Below are 16,313 nucleotides of genomic sequence, written 5' to 3'. Positions count from 1 at the left end.
TGGCCGCGGCCTGATTAAGCTGACCTCCTGTTATCGCAACGGATTACAACGAGAGGTCATTATGAATAAGTCCGTATGGAGTTTGGCCTTGCTGGCCAGCTGCGCAATCGCTCCTCAGGCCAGCGCCGAACTGGTACTGCAAAGCAGTGACATCCAGCAGGGCCAGATGATGCCAAAAGCCCAGGAGTTTCAGGGATTTGGCTGTACTGGTGACAACCGTTCACCGGCGTTGAGCTGGAGCGGCGCACCTGAAGGCACCAAAGCCTATGCCTTGCTGGTACACGATGCTGACGCCCCGACCGGCAGCGGCTGGTGGCACTGGCAATTGATCAATATCCCGGCAGAGGTAACGAGCCTGAGCGCCGGAGCAGGAGCAGGAGGCGCAGAACTGCCGAAAGGCAGCCAGTCCATGCGTAACGATTACGGCGTTTATGGCTTTGGCGGCGCTTGCCCGCCACCGGGACACGGTGTTCACCATTACCGTTTTACCCTTTATGCGTTACCGGCTCCTCTCGATTTGCCCAAAGATGCATCAGCGGCTTTGACCGGTTATATGGTCAACGGCTCAGCGTTGGCGTCTTCAACCATTGAAGCGCTGTACCAGCGTTAGGACTCTGTCTGGTTTGGTTTTTTCCGGTAGCGTCATCCTGTTGTAAAAACAAAACCCCGGAGCCAGGCAACGGGGTTTTGTTTTGAGGCTAGGCTTGAATGTTAAACATAAGCCTATTTGTTTTGAGGCTTCACCCCGCCGCGACGGCCAAGCCCGAATCCCACCCGATACAGGTCGGGCATATCGAGTCGACCGTCTTTCTTGGTTTCCATGATACCCAGACGTTTCAGGTCTTCCACGATGCCTTGCCAGCCTTTTTCAGAATGCTGGGCTGGTAGTCGATGAGATTGAATAGATGATGGCCCATTGGGAAAACTAGTTTGCCAATGAGTTTCAAATACGTCGAATTCACAAGGCAGAGTCAATCCGCACAATGGCTCCATTACGGTTGAAATCCATGGGTAATCCTCCTCCAACTCGGATACTCGAATACCCGATGCTTTTTGAATACCGCGTTTGATGCTTTCGTAATGTAAAGCTTGAGGGTGGTCGGGATAACGATCGCAGGTTTCTTCAGTTGCTTCTTTGATTGCCGCCAAAAATGAACGTGGAGACGCCTGTCCTCGACCATCGGCCAGATGGCTAACCGACCAGGTGTAGGGGACGCCTCTTCTCTTATCCTTACCCATCCATGGGCCTGCAAGCTTTGCAAAGGCTTCTCGCTGCTGTTCGGTTTCCCGTTTCATTTCGTCGTTTAGCAGATAGATTCCGTTACGTTGCGAATACAGCGATGCTGGCAACTGCTCACGTAATAACTCGCCGTGTTGCTGCGGAGCATTAATCAGGCGTTGCCATAACAGTCCGTGTAAATCGTGGCGTGCCCAGTTCAGATCTGCTCGGGATGCCTTGAGTTTGGATGCATCCGGGAAGTTGAATACCGTGCGTTCTGCCTGATCCTCACGCAGGAATACCTTGCCATATAATCCGTTAAAGGATTTCAGCCACAAAATGGCTTGCAACAGACCACGGACAATTTCGTCCATTTGTTGCCAGTCACGGCTGGTGCGATCCAGTGCATCAAACAGAATCAGACCTTTCCAGCTACGTGGCTGCCGCATCAGTGCTGCGGATTCATGGGGGCTGTTTTTCTGCCATTCCAGCGTTTCAGGCCAGCTTTGGGTGGGCACTGTGGTCTGGTTTTTGGCAGCAATCCAGCGATGGATCACGGCCTTCCAGATATCCAGGGTCTGATAACCGCGAGCCAGCAGTTGAGCAAATTCATCTTCAGTGGGGTAGGCGGGGTCATCCTGCTTTTCGGAATGGCCGGTAAACAGCTCGATATCCAGCTCTGGCAAAGCCGCACCAATGGTGGCGCGTAGCTCAGGGGCACGCAGGGCTGCTGTCCAGAAGGATTTGCCGACGCCGCGACCACCCACCACGACGCTGGCATCCAGCCGCAAGGCTTTCAGATGAGACAGCGGAATATACAGGGTGCCTGTCGTCGGTGTTTCACCATGATTACTGGTTTCCAACGCAGCCGAGAGTATGGCGTGCCGCAGGTGTTGGGCTTCGGTCATTCAGTCTTTCTCCAGAACAGCGCTGATACCCTCGATCAGTGGTCCAAATATCATGGCAACCTGATTGGAGTCGATTTTGGCCAGGCGCCCGTACAAGGATTGTAACCCGGTAAAGCTGCGGTTCCATTGTATGGCCCAGGGCGAATGCGGTGCCGTGTCATCGGATTCCTCAAAGTTCCAGCCGTCAGCCATTAATTCACCGGGTTTAATCTCATCGTATTGGGTGTCGGCAAACAGATTCCAGGCGTTAGCCCGCAGTCGTTCGAGGTAGCTGATGGTCTCTGTGTCCGGGGTTAATCCGGAGACAATTTGCAGGCGTTCCCTGATATCAATAATGGCATGGCTGCGTTGCCAGTGCTCAAACAGGATTTTGTAGCCGCTCCAGGTCTGGCTGCCATCAATTGCAAATAACAGAATCAGCGTTGCGCCCAGATCGGTAATACAGCTTGAAGCGACCTCGTCGATACCGGCACGTGAGTCGATCAGGACAATATCGGGCTGATATTTGTCTTCCAGTTGATTGACCAGTCGTTGCAGGCGTTGCGACCAGCGTTCCCGGCTGCCATCGGCCTGCACCTTGGGCATCCAGACCCGACCCAGTTTGGAAATATATTCACCGGGATCGGCGCCATGTGCCGGGACAACCAGAATCTCGCCATCACGAGACAGGTCGCTGCTGGCAACCATGTATTGCAGAATACTGTCGCCATTATCTACCAGATCCTCGACCAGCCAGTCCGTAATACCGTAAGCAGGCTGTTTGTAGTCAGGCAGAATGGCAGTAGAGAGGCCTGGGGATTCCAGATCAAGGTCGAGCACCAGCACCTTTTTACCGGCCTGCGCCAGTGACCAGGCGGAGGCAGCCAACGCGGAAGAACGACCAACGCCACCTTTGATGGAGAAGAACACAACGCGAGGTGTGGCGGACTCCGCTTCGATGGTTTGCCAGTCGGTTTCTGTTGCGAGGCGGTCAACAATGAATACGTTATCGAACCCCTCAAGAGCGAACCACGGAGCACCTTGTTTGATAGCATCCAGATTGTCTTCAAACAACACCAGCCGATTGGCGGGCCAGGCGTGCGGAGCCAGTTGCTCACTTAGCGTTTCCAGCAAAGGTTGCAGGCGCTCAAGCTGATCAGGGTTGTTTTCAATGGTTTCCGACAGAATCAGGCGCACCCGGCCGTTGAGATCCCGGTTGACCAGTACCGTCCCCAACTCTGCCAATACTGGCTGATGTTGGGTAAATACCTCGGAGACAATGCCAGTGATCTGGTCAAAGGTGGTCATAATAATCCATCTCGTTGGGCTTTCTTGATCAGTTGCCAGATCAAATCCGCAGCTATTCGATGATTCGTTGTATCGAGCTCGCTGAACTGGTTATCGTGGGCATAGCGGTCTGATGCGTTCCAATTACTGAATGGTTCGGTCGCAGGCAGAGCAAAACCAGGTCCTTTGTCATGCCCTTCTTGATACGTGCTATAACGACACCAAACCTTATCAATATGCTTTCTATCTTTTTCTCGTTCAGGATAACTATCGGTATGAGGCATTCCAAACTCGATCATCAAAGCTTTAAGCCCGCACTCTGCCGAAAAACCATACAGATGATCAGCGTTGGCCCAGCGTTGTTGCTGGAATAATAGTTCTGCGTCCCGCCAGTGGCGTTGGTGAGCGTTGAGAAAATCCGTTTTCTTGTTTTGCATAACCCGTCCATTCAGATTTCAGATAAGTGAATGATGATACAAAAGAAGGCTTTGACGCTCACGATAAAACAATCGGAGACTGGTGATCAGGTAATAAAAACCAGCATCGAATGTAGCCACAGTCGATTAACTATCAGCTCTCCCGGTAAGCCTTTTCTATCAACAACCTGGCTTCTTCCAGCTCTTCGGCCGTGCGGACGTTGACCTCCAGATCGCCAGTGCCCCAACGGCCGATTTCACTGACATCCCGCATCCACTTTTCATCCTTGCCGTTTGCCTCCGAGCCCGGCAGGTTCAGATACAGCTGTAATCGTGGATCGCGGCCATTAACCACCAATACGCAGGCAAAATTCCGGATGCGTTTGAAGGCGGTGTAGAGCTTTAGCTCCTTGCGCTGGACTTCGTCACCCAGGGATTCGATGTAGTCACAGAGGCTGGTGTAGAACTCCAGCAACTGCGGTGATGCTTCGGCCAGACGTTCCTGCTGGCTTTTGTCACCGCGCGTGGCGGGTTTGGCATCGGCGACGGTTGTGTCCTGTGGGCTGGTGTCGCTGGAAGTGCTGATGGTTTCGACGGTGGTGCTGGTCAGTGCCGGGCTGGAAAGAGTGGAGCTGGCAGCGGCGACTACTTTGCTGGTTTGGCTGAGCTGGGCGGTCTGGGCGTTGACCAGTTCCAGCAACAGCAGGTTTGCGCCGAAGTAGCGGTAGCGCATCAGTTCGATATTGCGGTTGATCTGCTGGACAGCGTGTTCGTCGTAGCGGTTGAAGTCAGCAGCGATGCAGATCAGGCGGGTGCCGTTCCATTCAATGGCATCGGCGGTTTCCTTGCCGAGTGTTTCCATTACCAGCCAGCGGAATTCGGCCTGATGGTCGAGCAACCAGTCGAGGTAAAACAGACCCTGATTGATCACGTTTTCATTACTGTGGCGTTTGTATTCGATGATGACCGGGCAGTTGTTTTCATCAAGCCCCAGCGAATCAATGCGACCGCGATGAGTTTTGCCAGTGCTGTATTCGCTGGCCAGAAAATTCACGCCCAGCAGGGTGAGCATGTTGCGCTCGATATCCTGTTGCAGGTGTTTTTCGAGGCTGGCGCTGTGGCCGGATAATTCGCTGGCGTTGCCCTGATCGAGCGCGAACAGTTTGATATCGCTCATCGCTTCCCTTGATTCCGATGCTGACTGGCTGGCAAGGATGACGTTTGCGGAGCCGTGGATCAAGGGTTGTGCCTGCCGGATGTTTCTGATCTTCAGCTCGGTTGGGGGCGTGTGGTTGATGTCATTGCTGTTTATTTGTTATTCAAGCGGATGTTGTCTCCGTAAACCTGTTAAGGTGGGCCCATCACACGCCTGGCCGCTACATTCCGCATCGGTTTTGATTTGCCTGTGTTCACCGGGGTAGATCGATACCATGAGTAAAAAAGTCAGAAACAAACAAAATCGTTTGCAGGCTCCTCCCACCCGTACGGATGCCGATAACCAGGCCTGGTTGTCGATGTGGCGTCGTGATCAGATCGCTTTTCACAAAACCTCGACCAATGAATTTTTACGCAAGCATTGGCCGCCGGTGGCTGAGCCGGTGCAGCGGGTATTGGTGCCCTTGTGTGGCAAAAGTGTCGATATGCTGTGGTTGCGGGCGCAAGGTTTTGAGGTGGTGGGGATTGAGCTGAGTGAGGTGGCGATCAAGGCCTTCTTTGAGGACAACAGCATTCCGTATCAGCGCCAGATAATGGCCGGTTTTGATTGCTGGCAAGGGGGCGGTTTTACCCTGTTCCGGGGCGATTTTTTCGAAATGACATCAGCCCTGCTGGGTCGTGTGGATCTGGTGTATGACTGTGCTTCACTGACCGCGCTGGGAGTGTCGATTCGTCCGCTGTACGTGCGTCATATGCGTCGCATTCTGCCGGATGGTCAGTGCCCTATGTATGTGCTGACGGTAGAAGATCTGCAGGAGCGTGATACACAAGGAACGATTGATGCCGAGCTGGCTGAGCTGTATAGCCGCTATTTTGAGATCCGGGTGATGGATTCAGATCGTCAGAAAACGACGCGGCCTTATCCGCAGCCGGTGCTGGTGACGGATACCAAGTTTTATGAGCTCATGCCAAAAGCCTGATGGGGGCAATGGGATAGTGTTGGTGGCTTGTCCATCGCCGCCAATACTCAGTCAGGCGCTGAATCCGCCGCAGTCCAACCTGATTCCTGCCCGAACCTTTCTGCAGGCCCGCATCTGTCGAACGTTGGCTGGTTATCCACCAGCGCAACGTTCGCTTCGGTCCAGCTCAGCTTCTGTTGCCTGCCATTGCCGTTATTTCCCTCTATTTCCCTCTATTTTCCGCTATCTCCTGCTAATTACCTTCGCGTGCTGGCTGATAGTCAGTTTCTGACCTTCAGGCGATTATTCACATCACGGCTGGTTTTGATGAGCTGATCCGTATCGTCTTTATCCATCGGTGGTTGTTTGGCGATGCGGTCGTACAACACCACGTTCACGGTGGCGCCGAGGTTGAGGCTGGTGAGGGTGGGGATAAACACCACGTGGTCACAGGCATCGAGGGTTGCCTGATCCACCGAGCCGTCTTCTGGGCCGAATACATAAATGGCGTGTTCGGGGTGTTCGAACTCCGGCAGTGCGGTTGCTCCCACAGCAAACTCCACTGCGACCAATTGCTGGTGGGGTTCCTTGATCGCTGCGATGTTATTAACGCGACGACGGTTGACCTTGTCTCCGGCGTTGCGGGTGGCGGTCTGGTAGTAGTCGGCCAGTTCAAAGCGGGTGCCGGTGTAGACCAGCTGATCGTGGCCAAAACAGGCGCAGGCCCGCAGTACTGCGCCGACGTTGGTGGGGCTTTTGGGGTTACAGAGGGCAATAACGGCAGAACCGGACGGCTTCACAACGCTGTCTCCGGGTTGTTCACAGGGGCGGGCATTATAACGGCTATGCCTGCCCTGTGGGTCGGTGAATCCGTTGCAACGGCATTGCTGCCGAGGGTAAGCCCCCTCAATTCCCCAGCGTTTTACGCATCCATTCGGTGATGGCCTCGATATTGGCGCTGGTTTCAAATTCCGGGCCGCCGTGGCCTGCACCGTCGAGCTGGGTATAACTCACCGGGACCAGTCGGCCCTTGAGGGCATTCACCAGCAAAGACGCCTGGGCGTTGCCGATCTGGCAGTCCTTGTTGCCGTTCTGGATCATAAAGGGTGGGGTACGGGAGTCGATATGGGATACCGGGTTGGCGGCTTCGGCTTCGGCGGTTTTGCTGGTAATCGCACCCCCCAGATACAGGGATTCAAAACTGTCGGCGGCGTTGTGGTTAGGGTTTTCACACCCCTGTTCCTGCATCAGGCTGTCGAGCTGCTGGAAATCCACCGGTGGATAGAGGGCAATAATGCCTTGTGGGCGGATGTCGGCATCACGATCCAGCAGTGCGCCGCGTAATACGCCGTTGGCGGCTGCGGTGCCGGATAGGGCCGCGAGGTTCGCACCGGCCGACTCACCCATGACAATCAGCTGGTCGGGGTTTACGTCGTACTGGTCGGCGTTGTTGCGCAGGAATTCAATCGCGAGGCCGATGTCTTGCGGAGCCGCCGGGAAGGTGGCTTCTGTGGACAGGCGATAGTTGGTGCTGATCACCGCATAACCGGCATCCAGCAGGCCTTTGACGATGGCGGGCGATACCATGGTTTTGTCGCCCATCCGGAAACCGCCGCCGTGGATAAACATCACCATCGGATACGGGTTGTCACCTGTGCTTGGCAAATACACATCAAAACGCTGGGCCGCGGATTTTTCGCCATAGACCTGATCGGCAAATTTCGGGGTCAGGCCAGCACTGGCCAGGCTGACCATGGGTGGCAGGTCGGCAGTGGTGGGAGCGGCTGCCATCAACTGGCTGTGGGCGGTCAGGCCAAGGCCTGCTACCAGCAGGCTGGTCAGAATTCGTTTCATGGTTGGGTCCGTTGATGCTCGCGGGCGTATTCAGAGTATGGGGTAACTTAGCCTGAAACAGCGCTCAGGAAAATCGTACGATCAGACTGTTCCAGTTCGCACGAGTGCCGCTGCATAACACAGCAAGAAGCCATTGGCCCGACGGTGGCCCCGCTGGCGGTGCTGTGTTAAAACCCGGCCATATTGTCTGAATCAAGGTTGGCCCATGAACTATTGGCTCTTCAAATCGGAACCGGATGTGTTTGGTATCCAGCATCTGGCGGTTCGTCCGCAACAAACGGCGTTCTGGGAAGGGGTGCGGAATTATCAGGCCCGTAACTTCCTGCGTGATGAGGTAAAGGTGGGGGATCTGGTGCTGTTTTACCATTCCAGCTGCAAGGATGTTGGCATTGCCGGTATCGCCGAAGTGGTGCGTGAGGCTTACCCGGATCACACCCAGTTTGACCCCGAATCGAAGTATTTTGACCCGAAGGCCAGCCCGGATAACCCGCGCTGGGTGATGGTGGATGTCAAACTGGTGGAGAAATTCAGCCGGGTGTTGTCGCTGGCGTCGATCAAGGCCATGCCGGAAATCACCGAACTGGCGTTAGTGAAAAAAGGCCATCGTCTGTCGATCATGCCGGTGCTTGCCGAAGAATATGAGCGGCTGGTGGCGCGGGCGCGGCGCTGATACGCGCCGGTTGATTTTGGCTGGGTGATTTTCGGTGAGTCATTTTCGCTTACTGATATGAGACTTACCTTTTCCGTATGGCATAACCTTCCAAATGGTATTGGAAGGTATCTATCCCTTGTTCGTAAGCTGCTCGCAGCAGGGTTGTGTCTGACGGCCCGGTATTTGAGGAGCAGCTATGAACAACAATAAAAAAACCGCCGTGGTGGTGGGCGCCACCGGTGCGTTTGGCCAGGCCATCATCAAAAAACTCATCAGTCGTGGGCTGCATGTGGTCGCGGTTGCGCGTACCGCCAGCTCACTTGCAGCACTGGAAAATCAATATCCCGGAATCGGGGTCTGTATTGCCGATATTTCCGATGACTCTTCCATTGAGGCTATCCACAATGCCGTCAGTGGGCCGGTACAGATGGTTGTTCATGGTCCGGGAGTTGGGGTTGCCGGTGGCATTCTCGAAGCACCCACGGCCACCATGGTTGATGCGGTGAACATCAAGGTCGGTGGTTTTATGCGCCTGTGCCGGGCGGTAGATGACTTCCTCGAACCGCATTCCCGGCTGGTGGCCATTGGTGGTCATTACGGTCTGGAGCCCACGGCTTACGCCGCTTCGGCCGGTGTTGCCAACGCCGCGCTGTTTAACGTGGTTCGGCAGATCAGCCTGGCATTGGGGCCGCGTGGCATTACGGCGCACAGCGTTGCACCGGGGCCAGCCGATACCGAGCGTTTGCACAAGGTGGCACAAGCCCGCGCCCAGCTGCGGGGAATTTCGCTGGCTGAGGTGATGGACGAAATGAAAGCCGATTCGTCGATTAATGCCTTCACCACACCGGAACAGGTGGCATGGGCCATTGCCTCGTTGCTGGATGAAGAAGCCGATGCCATGACCGGTTCAACCCTGATGCTCGACAGCGGTCGTCGTCGCGGTTTGCCCTGATTCTCGACCCGCCCGTATTGTGGATTTACAGGAGAGTTGTCATGCCCGTAGTGATGTTTGAATTACCCGATACCGAAGCCGTGCGTGCTGGCCGTCGTGAGTTGACCACCCGTGCTTGTGTCCTGTTTGCCGAGGTGCTGGAAGCACCGGTCGAACGTATTCGCGCCTATGTGCGCCGTTACGATCTTGAAGACGCTGCCGCAGGTGGTGTGTGGATGGCCGATGGTGGCCCCGATGGCCCGTTCTACCAGTTCTTTGTGCTGGGGGATCGCCCGGCTTCCCATGTACAGGCCCTGCACCGTGGTTTCACCGATCTGCTGGTGGATGTGCTGGGTTATGCCCCGGGCAGCATTCGTGGTGTCTGCTCCCGTATCAATCCTGCCGACTGGGGGATTGCCGGTGTGACTGCCGATATTGCCCGCAAATCGGAACAGGCCGCGCGCGCTGGCCAGAACTGATTCCGCTGTTTCGGGCTGATACCGCAAAGGTATCAGCCCGCCTTCCCGATAGTATTAGAGCCTGTTTTCGACGCTGGTTACTCTGCTGATAAAGGGCCTCGCCTTGTCTTGCCAGGCATGTGCCCATGTCAGTTATCCATCTGTCATAACAACAAGAAAACAGGTCTGCCATGAATCCTAAACATCTCATCCATATTGAAGGCTGTGATGAAGTCTTCAGCTGTTCCGAAACCGATTCCATTCTGTCGGGCATGCTCAAATCCAATGCCCGTGGCGTTCCCTGTGGCTGCCGTGGCGGCGGTTGTGGTGTCTGCAAGATCCGTATCCACGAAGGCGAATACCACGCCGGGCTGATGTCGGCCTCCCATTGCAACGAACAGGATCGTGCCAACGATATTGTGCTGGCCTGTCGGGTGTATCCGCGCAGTGATATTCGTATCGAAGTGCTGGGCAAACTGGCGCGCAAGTTCAATCGCGTGGCGTGACGGTTCTTGGGTGCTGGGTGCTGGTCTGCGGCTTGAACGGCCCTGATGGATTAAGAGGTCTGCGGGCGCTGAGCGCCCGCAGGTTTTTGTCTTAGCGATTATTCACAGCAGAACCGGACGGCTGTTCGTTACGGCGCATTTCCGCCAGCTTGCGACGCACTTTTACCGGTGCCACATCACTTGGCAGCAACACCGGGTTCAGGCTGAACAGATCGCTGGTGCCCATTTCGCGGTGGGCTGCGTCCATGATCGGGCCGTCTTCATCCACAAAGGCATCGTGCATGGCCTTGATCTTCATGGCGTTGAACTCCGCATCGTCTTCCAGGTGATTACGACGGGTCGCAAAGAAGTAGTGAGTACGGTTCTGATTTTCCGGTGTACAGGTGTGGAGGTCGTACTGGCCGGTGCAATTACGCAGGTTGAGGTCGGTGTATTCCGGGTTCTGGGTGGCACCAACACTTAACTGCACACTGGCCGGAGCGCGCCAGGTGATGTCGATAAAGTGACGGGCGCTGTCCTGCGGTGCCGGCAGGAACTGGTTAAAAATCAGCATGGCCGGGGTCTGTTCCCAGCGCCAGTGCGCGGTGACGGAACTGGCGTCTTCTTCTACAACCGGCGGTTTCGGGGTCAGCTGCCCACGGGTGCTGATGATTTCACCGTGCAGATGGTCAACGTGGCTGAGGTCCATCACGTTATCGATGATCACCTCGTAATGGCAGTCGCGGGGCATATAGGTGTAACCCACAGCGTTGGGGTGGCCGTCTACCAGCGGGCCGTAATTCGGGATCAGATCAGGGTTGGCCTGCTCACGATCACCGAGCCAGATCCACAGAAAACCGTAACGCTCGACCAGTGGGAATGAACGCACCTGCGCTGCTTTGGGAATCAGCTGGTTGCCATGCGGGTTGTGATTACATTTGCCGGAACAATCGAATTTCAGGCCGTGGTAAGGGCACACCACATCGTCACCGTCGCGTTTGCCCATCGACAGCGGCACAAAGCGGTGCGGGCAGCGGTCCTGCATCGCCACTGGGGTGCCATCGGCACGGCGATAGATCAGCACCGAGGTTTCCAGCAGGGTGCGGCTGAACAGGGCTTCGTTATCCACCTCGGTGGCGAGGGCCGCCACGTACCAGCAGTTATACAGGTACGGTGAGTCGAGGTTTGATGAGTTGAGGTTTGAAGCAGGCTGAGTTGTTGTCATTTTTATATCTCTCATGGGTCGTGAAGTGGCTGTTAGCCAGCCGGTTGTGGCCGCCGATGCCAGGCATCAGCCGCCTAGTTAGCGATTGATCACCAGACGGCGGCTTTTGGCCCGTGAGCAACAAGGGGTGAAGTGCGAGTTGGCAGCCCGTTCTGTCTGGGTCTGGAAGTAATCGCGGTGATCCGGCTCGCCATCCACAATCGGCAGCAGGCAGGAACCACAAATGCCCTGTTCGCACGACAAGGCAACCGCTACACCGGCGCGGGTCAGGGCATCGGCAGCACTTTCGTTAGCGGCAACGCTGATCACCTGACCGCTGCTGACCAGCTGGATTTCAAACGCACGGTCGCTGCTGCTGTTATCAGAAGCACTGTTGTCAGAAGCGCTGTTGTCAGAAGACCGTGTGGGCGCGGCAAACTGCTCGTAATGAACCTGCTCTGATGACCAGCCTTGTTGCGCCGCCGTTGACGTCAAATGGCGGATAAAGCCGCTTGGGCCACAGATATACACATGGCTCTGATCCGGGGTGGCCAGCAAGGCGGCGGCATCCATTCGGGCAGAGGCTGGCTCGTCATCGAAATACAGATGTACCCGCTCGGCAAAAGCCGCTGCCTGCAGCCGCTCGACATAAGCCGCACGCGAACGCGAACGGGCGCAGTAATGGAGTTCAAACTCGGCACCCTGTGCATACAGCTGATGGGCCATGGACAGAATCGGAGTAATCCCGATACCACCGGCAAACAATCGGTAGCGTGGTGCTGGCACCAGCGCAAACAGATTACGCGGCTGACTGATGTGCAGTTGATCACCGGCCTGGATGTCCTGATGCACACAACAGGAGCCGCCGCGCGAAGTCGGGTCGAGCAGAATGCCCAGCTCGTAGAACGCGCTGACCTGCGGATCGTTCGCCAGCGAATACTGGCGAATCTGGCCGTTGGGCAAGTGCAGATCGATATGGGCACCGGCGCTGAATGCTGGTAGGGCACTGCCATCGGTTGCCTGGAGTTGCAGGCCAACAATATCGTCGGCCAGACGGGTTTTGTGCTGAACCTGCACCTGGATCAGGGCGGAGCTGGGCATGAGATCACCTCGGTATTGTTATTCTTGTTCGACGTACCGGGTACTTGCAGCGCCTGTGCCAACTGCTGGATTTTCGCTAAGTGCATGAAACTATTATGAAAATATGATTTTTGACTAACGCATGTAAGTTGAAGGCTTTTGTGAACAGCGGAAATCGCGGTTCGCGAAATCACGAAATTTCTCCAAATAATAAAAACTCCCGGAGGCGTGGTTTGTTATGACTCAGGCAAACAGTGCATCACTGCACCGTATCTACGACGCGATTGACGATCGTGTGTTGTCCGAAAAATTCCTGTTTGCACCCGACAGCGGTCTCGTACAGCTGTTCGATCACCGCATGCTGATGATGCATGGCTTTTCGATGGCGGCACTGCGGCGCGAACTGATCGAGCGGCTGGGCATGGATAAAACCCGCGAGATGTTCACCCGCATCGGTTATCAGCAAGGAATGGAAGACGCCCGCAGCATTGGCAGCTGTGAAGGCCACGATGTGCATCGCAACCTGGCGCTGCTGCCACGGCTGCGCGAAATGGAAGGCTTTGTGCGCAATCAGGCGGTCGACCTGATGCAAGTGAACCCGGATACCGGCGAGTTCTGGGGCGACTATTACTGGCAGTCGTCGTGGGAGGCCGATATCCACCTCAAGCAGTTCGGCATCAGTGGCAGCCCGGCTTGCTGGATGATGACGGGTTACGCCTGTGGTGCCACCACCGCGGTGATGGGGCGGCCGATTCTGTGGCGAGAGGTCGAGTGTGTGGCCATGGGCCACGCCCGTTGCCGGGTGATTGGCCAGCCGCTGGAAGAGTGTGACGACGCCAGTGAACATCTGCACTTCCTGCAGATTGAAGACTTTGTGGCAGCACCGGGCGCCCGCCGTCGGTCTCCGACTGCCGTTCCTGATGGCGCTCCTGATGCCGCTCCTGATGCCGGGAAGAGAACCGCCAGCGGTGCAGAAGCGCTGGCCAGCCATGATCTGCCCGATATGGTTGGTGCATCCGCCAGTTTTAACGCCGCTGTGCATTTGTTAAAGCGGGTCGCGCCCACCGATGCCACCGTGCTGCTAAAAGGCGAAAGTGGTGTTGGCAAAGAGCGATTCTCGAAAACCTTGCATGCCATCGGCCCGCGTGCCGGAAAACCCATGATCTCGGTGAACTGCGCTGCTATTCCCGCCGAGCTGGTGGAAGCTGAACTGTTTGGGGTTGAGCGTGGTGCGTTTACCGGTGCCACCGCCGCCCGCCCGGGGCGTTTTGAACGCGCCAATGGTGGCACCCTGTTTCTGGATGAAATCAGCAGCCTGCCATTACACGCCCAGGGCAAATTGCTGCGGGTGCTGCAGGAAGGTGAAGTCGAGCGGGTCGGGGATGTCAAAGTACGTCCGGTAGACGTGCGGATAGTCGCCGCCGCCAATTGTGATCTGCGCGAGGAAGTTCGGGCCGGGCGTTTCCGCGAAGACCTGTTTTTCCGCCTCAACGTTTTCCCGATTGAAATACCGCCCCTGCGCGAACGCCGGGAAGACATTCCGCTGATGGTGAGTGTGTTTGTAAAACGCTTCAGCCTGCGTTTTGGCAAACAGGTGCGGGGCATCACCCGCCGCGCATCCGAAGCCCTGTGGGCCTATCACTGGCCCGGCAACGTGCGTGAGCTGGAGAATCTGGTGGAACGCGCCGTGATTCTGGTCGACGACGGCGCCAGCCTCGACGTCCAACACCTGTTCAGTGGTGGCGAGGAAATCCGCGGCAAACTGTTTCACCCGGCACCGGGTGGAGAACTGGCACAAGTACCTGCCAACACTGCCAGCAACCGCTGGCCAGCCGCCGCGTCGGGAACCGCAAAGGCAACCGCAGCTGACTCGTCTCCAGCCGCTTCCGAGCCACACACAACAGCCGCCACCAACACCGATCCTCACACCCTGTCACCGCGCACCCTGATGCAAGGTCTGCTGGCCAGTGTTGGCTCATTGGAACAGATGGAAGGGCTGGCGCTGGATCACGCACTGGCACAAGCCGACGGCAATATCTCCGCCGCCGCACGCCTGTTACAAATGGGCCGCTCGCAATTTGAATACCGGCTCAAAAAGCATCAGGGCAGGTGAGCAGAATGGATGGGGGGATGTGTCTCAGGCGTCTGGTATGAGCTGATTCACCCAACAAAACTGACTGCATGGGCAGGGAGCCAGGTTGCCCCCTGCCAATGCCCCAAGAGTTTTGAAACGTTGGAGCGCTTCATTGAAGTAATGAGGTTTTTGCTATAGCGATTGATCTATACGCTTATAAAAATTCCATGGTAAATGGATCAAATGCCCATACCTTGCCCAACTTTCCAGCTGTCTCAATCAGGAATAAATAGTCGTTAAAATAAAGCATGTCTGCATCGGGGGGGCTCTTCAGTTCAAACCGACATTCTGATTTTGATAGCGCCGCCTGCTCTTCCGGTTTTGCCTTTTTGGCAAGTCCTTCAGACTCCTTGATAACGTACGCACTGCAGTTTTTATTTATGTTGAAAGTTATGTCGTCGAATTCTACGGTCAGGCGTTCACCTGCGGCAGTTACTTCGGGTTTGGGACCTGCTGAGGCTTCATAAAAGCTGACGATTTTTTGAGCGTAAATGTCGATTGACGGATTTGTTTCCTGCTCGAATATGATCAAGGCTTCGTACATTTTTAATCCTTTTGGTATATGGTTCCATCAGTGATACCTGAAGTCTCACGCTGTCTGGATTTAATAAATTCTGACACCAGTCGTTGGGACCGGTGCCTTTCATTTTGGGAGCATTTTTTGCTGTTCCTGCTGTTTGAAATAAGCAGTTCAGAGATTGCCGGGGTCATGGGGAATCCACATTCCAGCCATTCAACGGCTCGTAATGACCAGCCGCCCCCAGTGGGCCAGCCAAGGGCATATTCAATGAGTGCGCTAAAGTTAACCTGCTCTAATGGTGTGTCTTTTGATTGCTCCAATGCTGCAGGGTATCCGTGCTCCAGTAACGGAAGCAATGCCATCAGTTTTTTGCTCTCAACGGCTCCACACCATCGTGTGCAGATTTCTTCAATTGTTACCATAAATTCAACAGTCGAGTAAAATTAAATAGCCGGAACCACGTAGCAACGGAGGTTGATGCACTCAATTGGTTTCTGTTAATTTCGATATTACTCGACGATTAGCTCCAGAGTCATAAAGATATTGGCCTGATTTTCAAAGCTGATAGTGAAGGCAGAACCGCAGGGTGTATCTGCAGGCATGGAAATTAAACTATGCAGCCGGTTTTTAGTCGATTCGGAGTAAACCAGAAGCATAACCCCATCCGAATAATTAACCTCGGTGCTGTTATTGTTACAGATCAACTTTATCAAACCATCTTGCACTTCGAATTCTTTAACGTTTCCAGCTCTGGATTTTTTGATTGCCCTTGCCAGAGAAGCAAAATCCGTAGCAGAGCCTGTTAGTGTAATAAATTGTTGGTTGGGTTTTATTTTTAATATGGATTAATTAAATTCCTGAAATTCTTTTATTGGGGGTGATTTTCTTGTATTTTATTAATTGGTTTGAATATTGGGTATCAAAAAATCTAAACTCATTATCTCCAGCCCGGTATTTTTCAACATAGTTGTCCGATAAACCATTAATCAGGCCGCCATCGTCGCGGCTTGTATTTCTTCCTTCCTCACCGGATTCAGCGTCACCGTTTCCTGCCAGCTCAGATTACGGATTC

Annotated in this window: 17 protein-coding genes; 7 read left to right on the top strand and 10 right to left on the bottom strand. The window is 54.9% G+C overall.

Annotated features, from left to right (window positions below; all coding sequences use genetic code 11):
* The first annotated feature begins 61 nt into the window (after positions 1-61).
* Positions 62-610, top strand: a complete 549-nt coding sequence (locus OUO13_RS05875; RefSeq protein WP_283172929.1) for a YbhB/YbcL family Raf kinase inhibitor-like protein — start codon at positions 62-64, stop codon at positions 608-610.
* A gap of 113 nt (positions 611-723) precedes the next feature.
* Here the strand turns inward: OUO13_RS05875 and OUO13_RS05870 are convergent, their stop codons facing one another.
* The 4 genes from OUO13_RS05870 to OUO13_RS05855 all read right to left on the bottom strand — a co-directional run bounded on the left by OUO13_RS05870 (position 724) and on the right by OUO13_RS05855 (position 4,986).
* Positions 724-2,127, bottom strand: coding sequence for a hypothetical protein (locus OUO13_RS05870; RefSeq protein WP_283172928.1), 1,404 nt, complete (start codon positions 2,125-2,127; stop codon positions 724-726).
* Complete coding sequence (locus tag OUO13_RS05865) at positions 2,128-3,414, bottom strand: MinD/ParA family ATP-binding protein (RefSeq protein ID WP_283172927.1); 1,287 nt, start codon at positions 3,412-3,414, stop codon at positions 2,128-2,130.
* A complete protein-coding gene (locus tag OUO13_RS05860) occupies positions 3,411-3,830 on the bottom strand; it encodes a hypothetical protein (RefSeq protein ID WP_283172926.1) in 420 nt (139 codons plus the stop codon). The genes OUO13_RS05865 and OUO13_RS05860 overlap by 4 nt, the downstream gene beginning before the upstream one ends.
* 133 nt (positions 3,831-3,963) lie before the next feature.
* The gene (locus OUO13_RS05855; protein ID WP_283172925.1) at positions 3,964-4,986 is read right to left on the bottom strand and encodes a DUF5655 domain-containing protein; all 1,023 of its coding nucleotides are present in this window, start codon (positions 4,984-4,986) and stop codon (positions 3,964-3,966) included.
* 253 nt (positions 4,987-5,239) lie between these two features.
* Here OUO13_RS05855 and OUO13_RS05850 point away from each other — a divergent pair, with 253 nt between their 5' ends.
* Positions 5,240-5,944, top strand: a complete 705-nt coding sequence (locus tag OUO13_RS05850) for a class I SAM-dependent methyltransferase (protein WP_283172924.1) — start codon at positions 5,240-5,242, stop codon at positions 5,942-5,944.
* A gap of 260 nt (positions 5,945-6,204) precedes the next feature.
* On the opposite strand, the gene OUO13_RS05845 is transcribed toward OUO13_RS05850, so the two are convergent.
* Positions 6,205-6,723, bottom strand: coding sequence for a TrmH family RNA methyltransferase (locus OUO13_RS05845; RefSeq protein WP_283172923.1), 519 nt, complete (start codon positions 6,721-6,723; stop codon positions 6,205-6,207).
* A gap of 106 nt (positions 6,724-6,829) precedes the next feature.
* Entirely contained in the window at positions 6,830-7,777 is a 948-nt protein-coding gene (locus OUO13_RS05840; protein WP_283172922.1) for an alpha/beta hydrolase, read from the bottom strand.
* Between the two features lie 205 nt (positions 7,778-7,982).
* On the opposite strand from OUO13_RS05840, the gene OUO13_RS05835 reads away from it, so the two are divergent.
* The 4 genes from OUO13_RS05835 (at position 7,983) to OUO13_RS05820 (ending at position 10,324) form a co-directional block, all read left to right on the top strand.
* A complete protein-coding gene (locus OUO13_RS05835) occupies positions 7,983-8,447 on the top strand; it encodes an EVE domain-containing protein (protein WP_283172921.1) in 465 nt (154 codons plus the stop codon).
* Between the two features lie 178 nt (positions 8,448-8,625).
* Entirely contained in the window at positions 8,626-9,381 is a 756-nt protein-coding gene (locus OUO13_RS05830; RefSeq protein WP_283172920.1) for an SDR family NAD(P)-dependent oxidoreductase, read from the top strand.
* A gap of 41 nt (positions 9,382-9,422) precedes the next feature.
* Positions 9,423-9,839 carry a tautomerase family protein gene (locus OUO13_RS05825; protein ID WP_283172919.1) on the top strand — a complete coding sequence of 139 codons (417 nt, stop codon included), beginning with the start codon at positions 9,423-9,425 and terminating at the stop codon, positions 9,837-9,839.
* 170 nt (positions 9,840-10,009) lie between these two features.
* Complete coding sequence (locus OUO13_RS05820; protein ID WP_283172918.1) at positions 10,010-10,324, top strand: 2Fe-2S iron-sulfur cluster-binding protein; 315 nt, start codon at positions 10,010-10,012, stop codon at positions 10,322-10,324.
* A 91-nt stretch (positions 10,325-10,415) separates the two neighbouring features.
* Here OUO13_RS05820 and OUO13_RS05815 read toward each other — a convergent pair whose 3' ends face one another.
* A complete protein-coding gene (locus OUO13_RS05815; protein ID WP_283172917.1) occupies positions 10,416-11,528 on the bottom strand; it encodes an aromatic ring-hydroxylating oxygenase subunit alpha in 1,113 nt (370 codons plus the stop codon).
* A gap of 78 nt (positions 11,529-11,606) precedes the next feature.
* On the bottom strand, positions 11,607-12,608 hold the full coding sequence (locus OUO13_RS05810) for a PDR/VanB family oxidoreductase (protein ID WP_283172916.1): 1,002 nt from the start codon (positions 12,606-12,608) through the stop codon (positions 11,607-11,609).
* Between the two features lie 217 nt (positions 12,609-12,825).
* Between OUO13_RS05810 and OUO13_RS05805 the strand changes: the two genes are divergently transcribed.
* Complete coding sequence (locus tag OUO13_RS05805; protein WP_283172915.1) at positions 12,826-14,700, top strand: sigma-54-dependent Fis family transcriptional regulator; 1,875 nt, start codon at positions 12,826-12,828, stop codon at positions 14,698-14,700.
* A gap of 175 nt (positions 14,701-14,875) precedes the next feature.
* Here the strand turns inward: OUO13_RS05805 and OUO13_RS05800 are convergent, their stop codons facing one another.
* Both OUO13_RS05800 and OUO13_RS05795 read right to left on the bottom strand, forming a co-directional pair.
* Complete coding sequence (locus OUO13_RS05800) at positions 14,876-15,265, bottom strand: hypothetical protein (RefSeq protein ID WP_283172914.1); 390 nt, start codon at positions 15,263-15,265, stop codon at positions 14,876-14,878.
* Between the two features lie 2 nt (positions 15,266-15,267).
* Positions 15,268-15,663 carry a hypothetical protein gene (locus tag OUO13_RS05795; protein ID WP_283172913.1) on the bottom strand — a complete coding sequence of 132 codons (396 nt, stop codon included), beginning with the start codon at positions 15,661-15,663 and terminating at the stop codon, positions 15,268-15,270.
* Positions 15,664-16,313 lie beyond the last annotated feature (650 nt).

It is taken from the genome of Parathalassolituus penaei (genome assembly GCF_026626885.1).
GTDB lineage: Bacteria > Pseudomonadota > Gammaproteobacteria > Pseudomonadales > Oceanobacteraceae > Oceanobacter > Oceanobacter penaei.
Note: the sequence above shows the minus strand (reverse complement) of the source record. Positions and strands in the feature narration are given on the sequence as shown.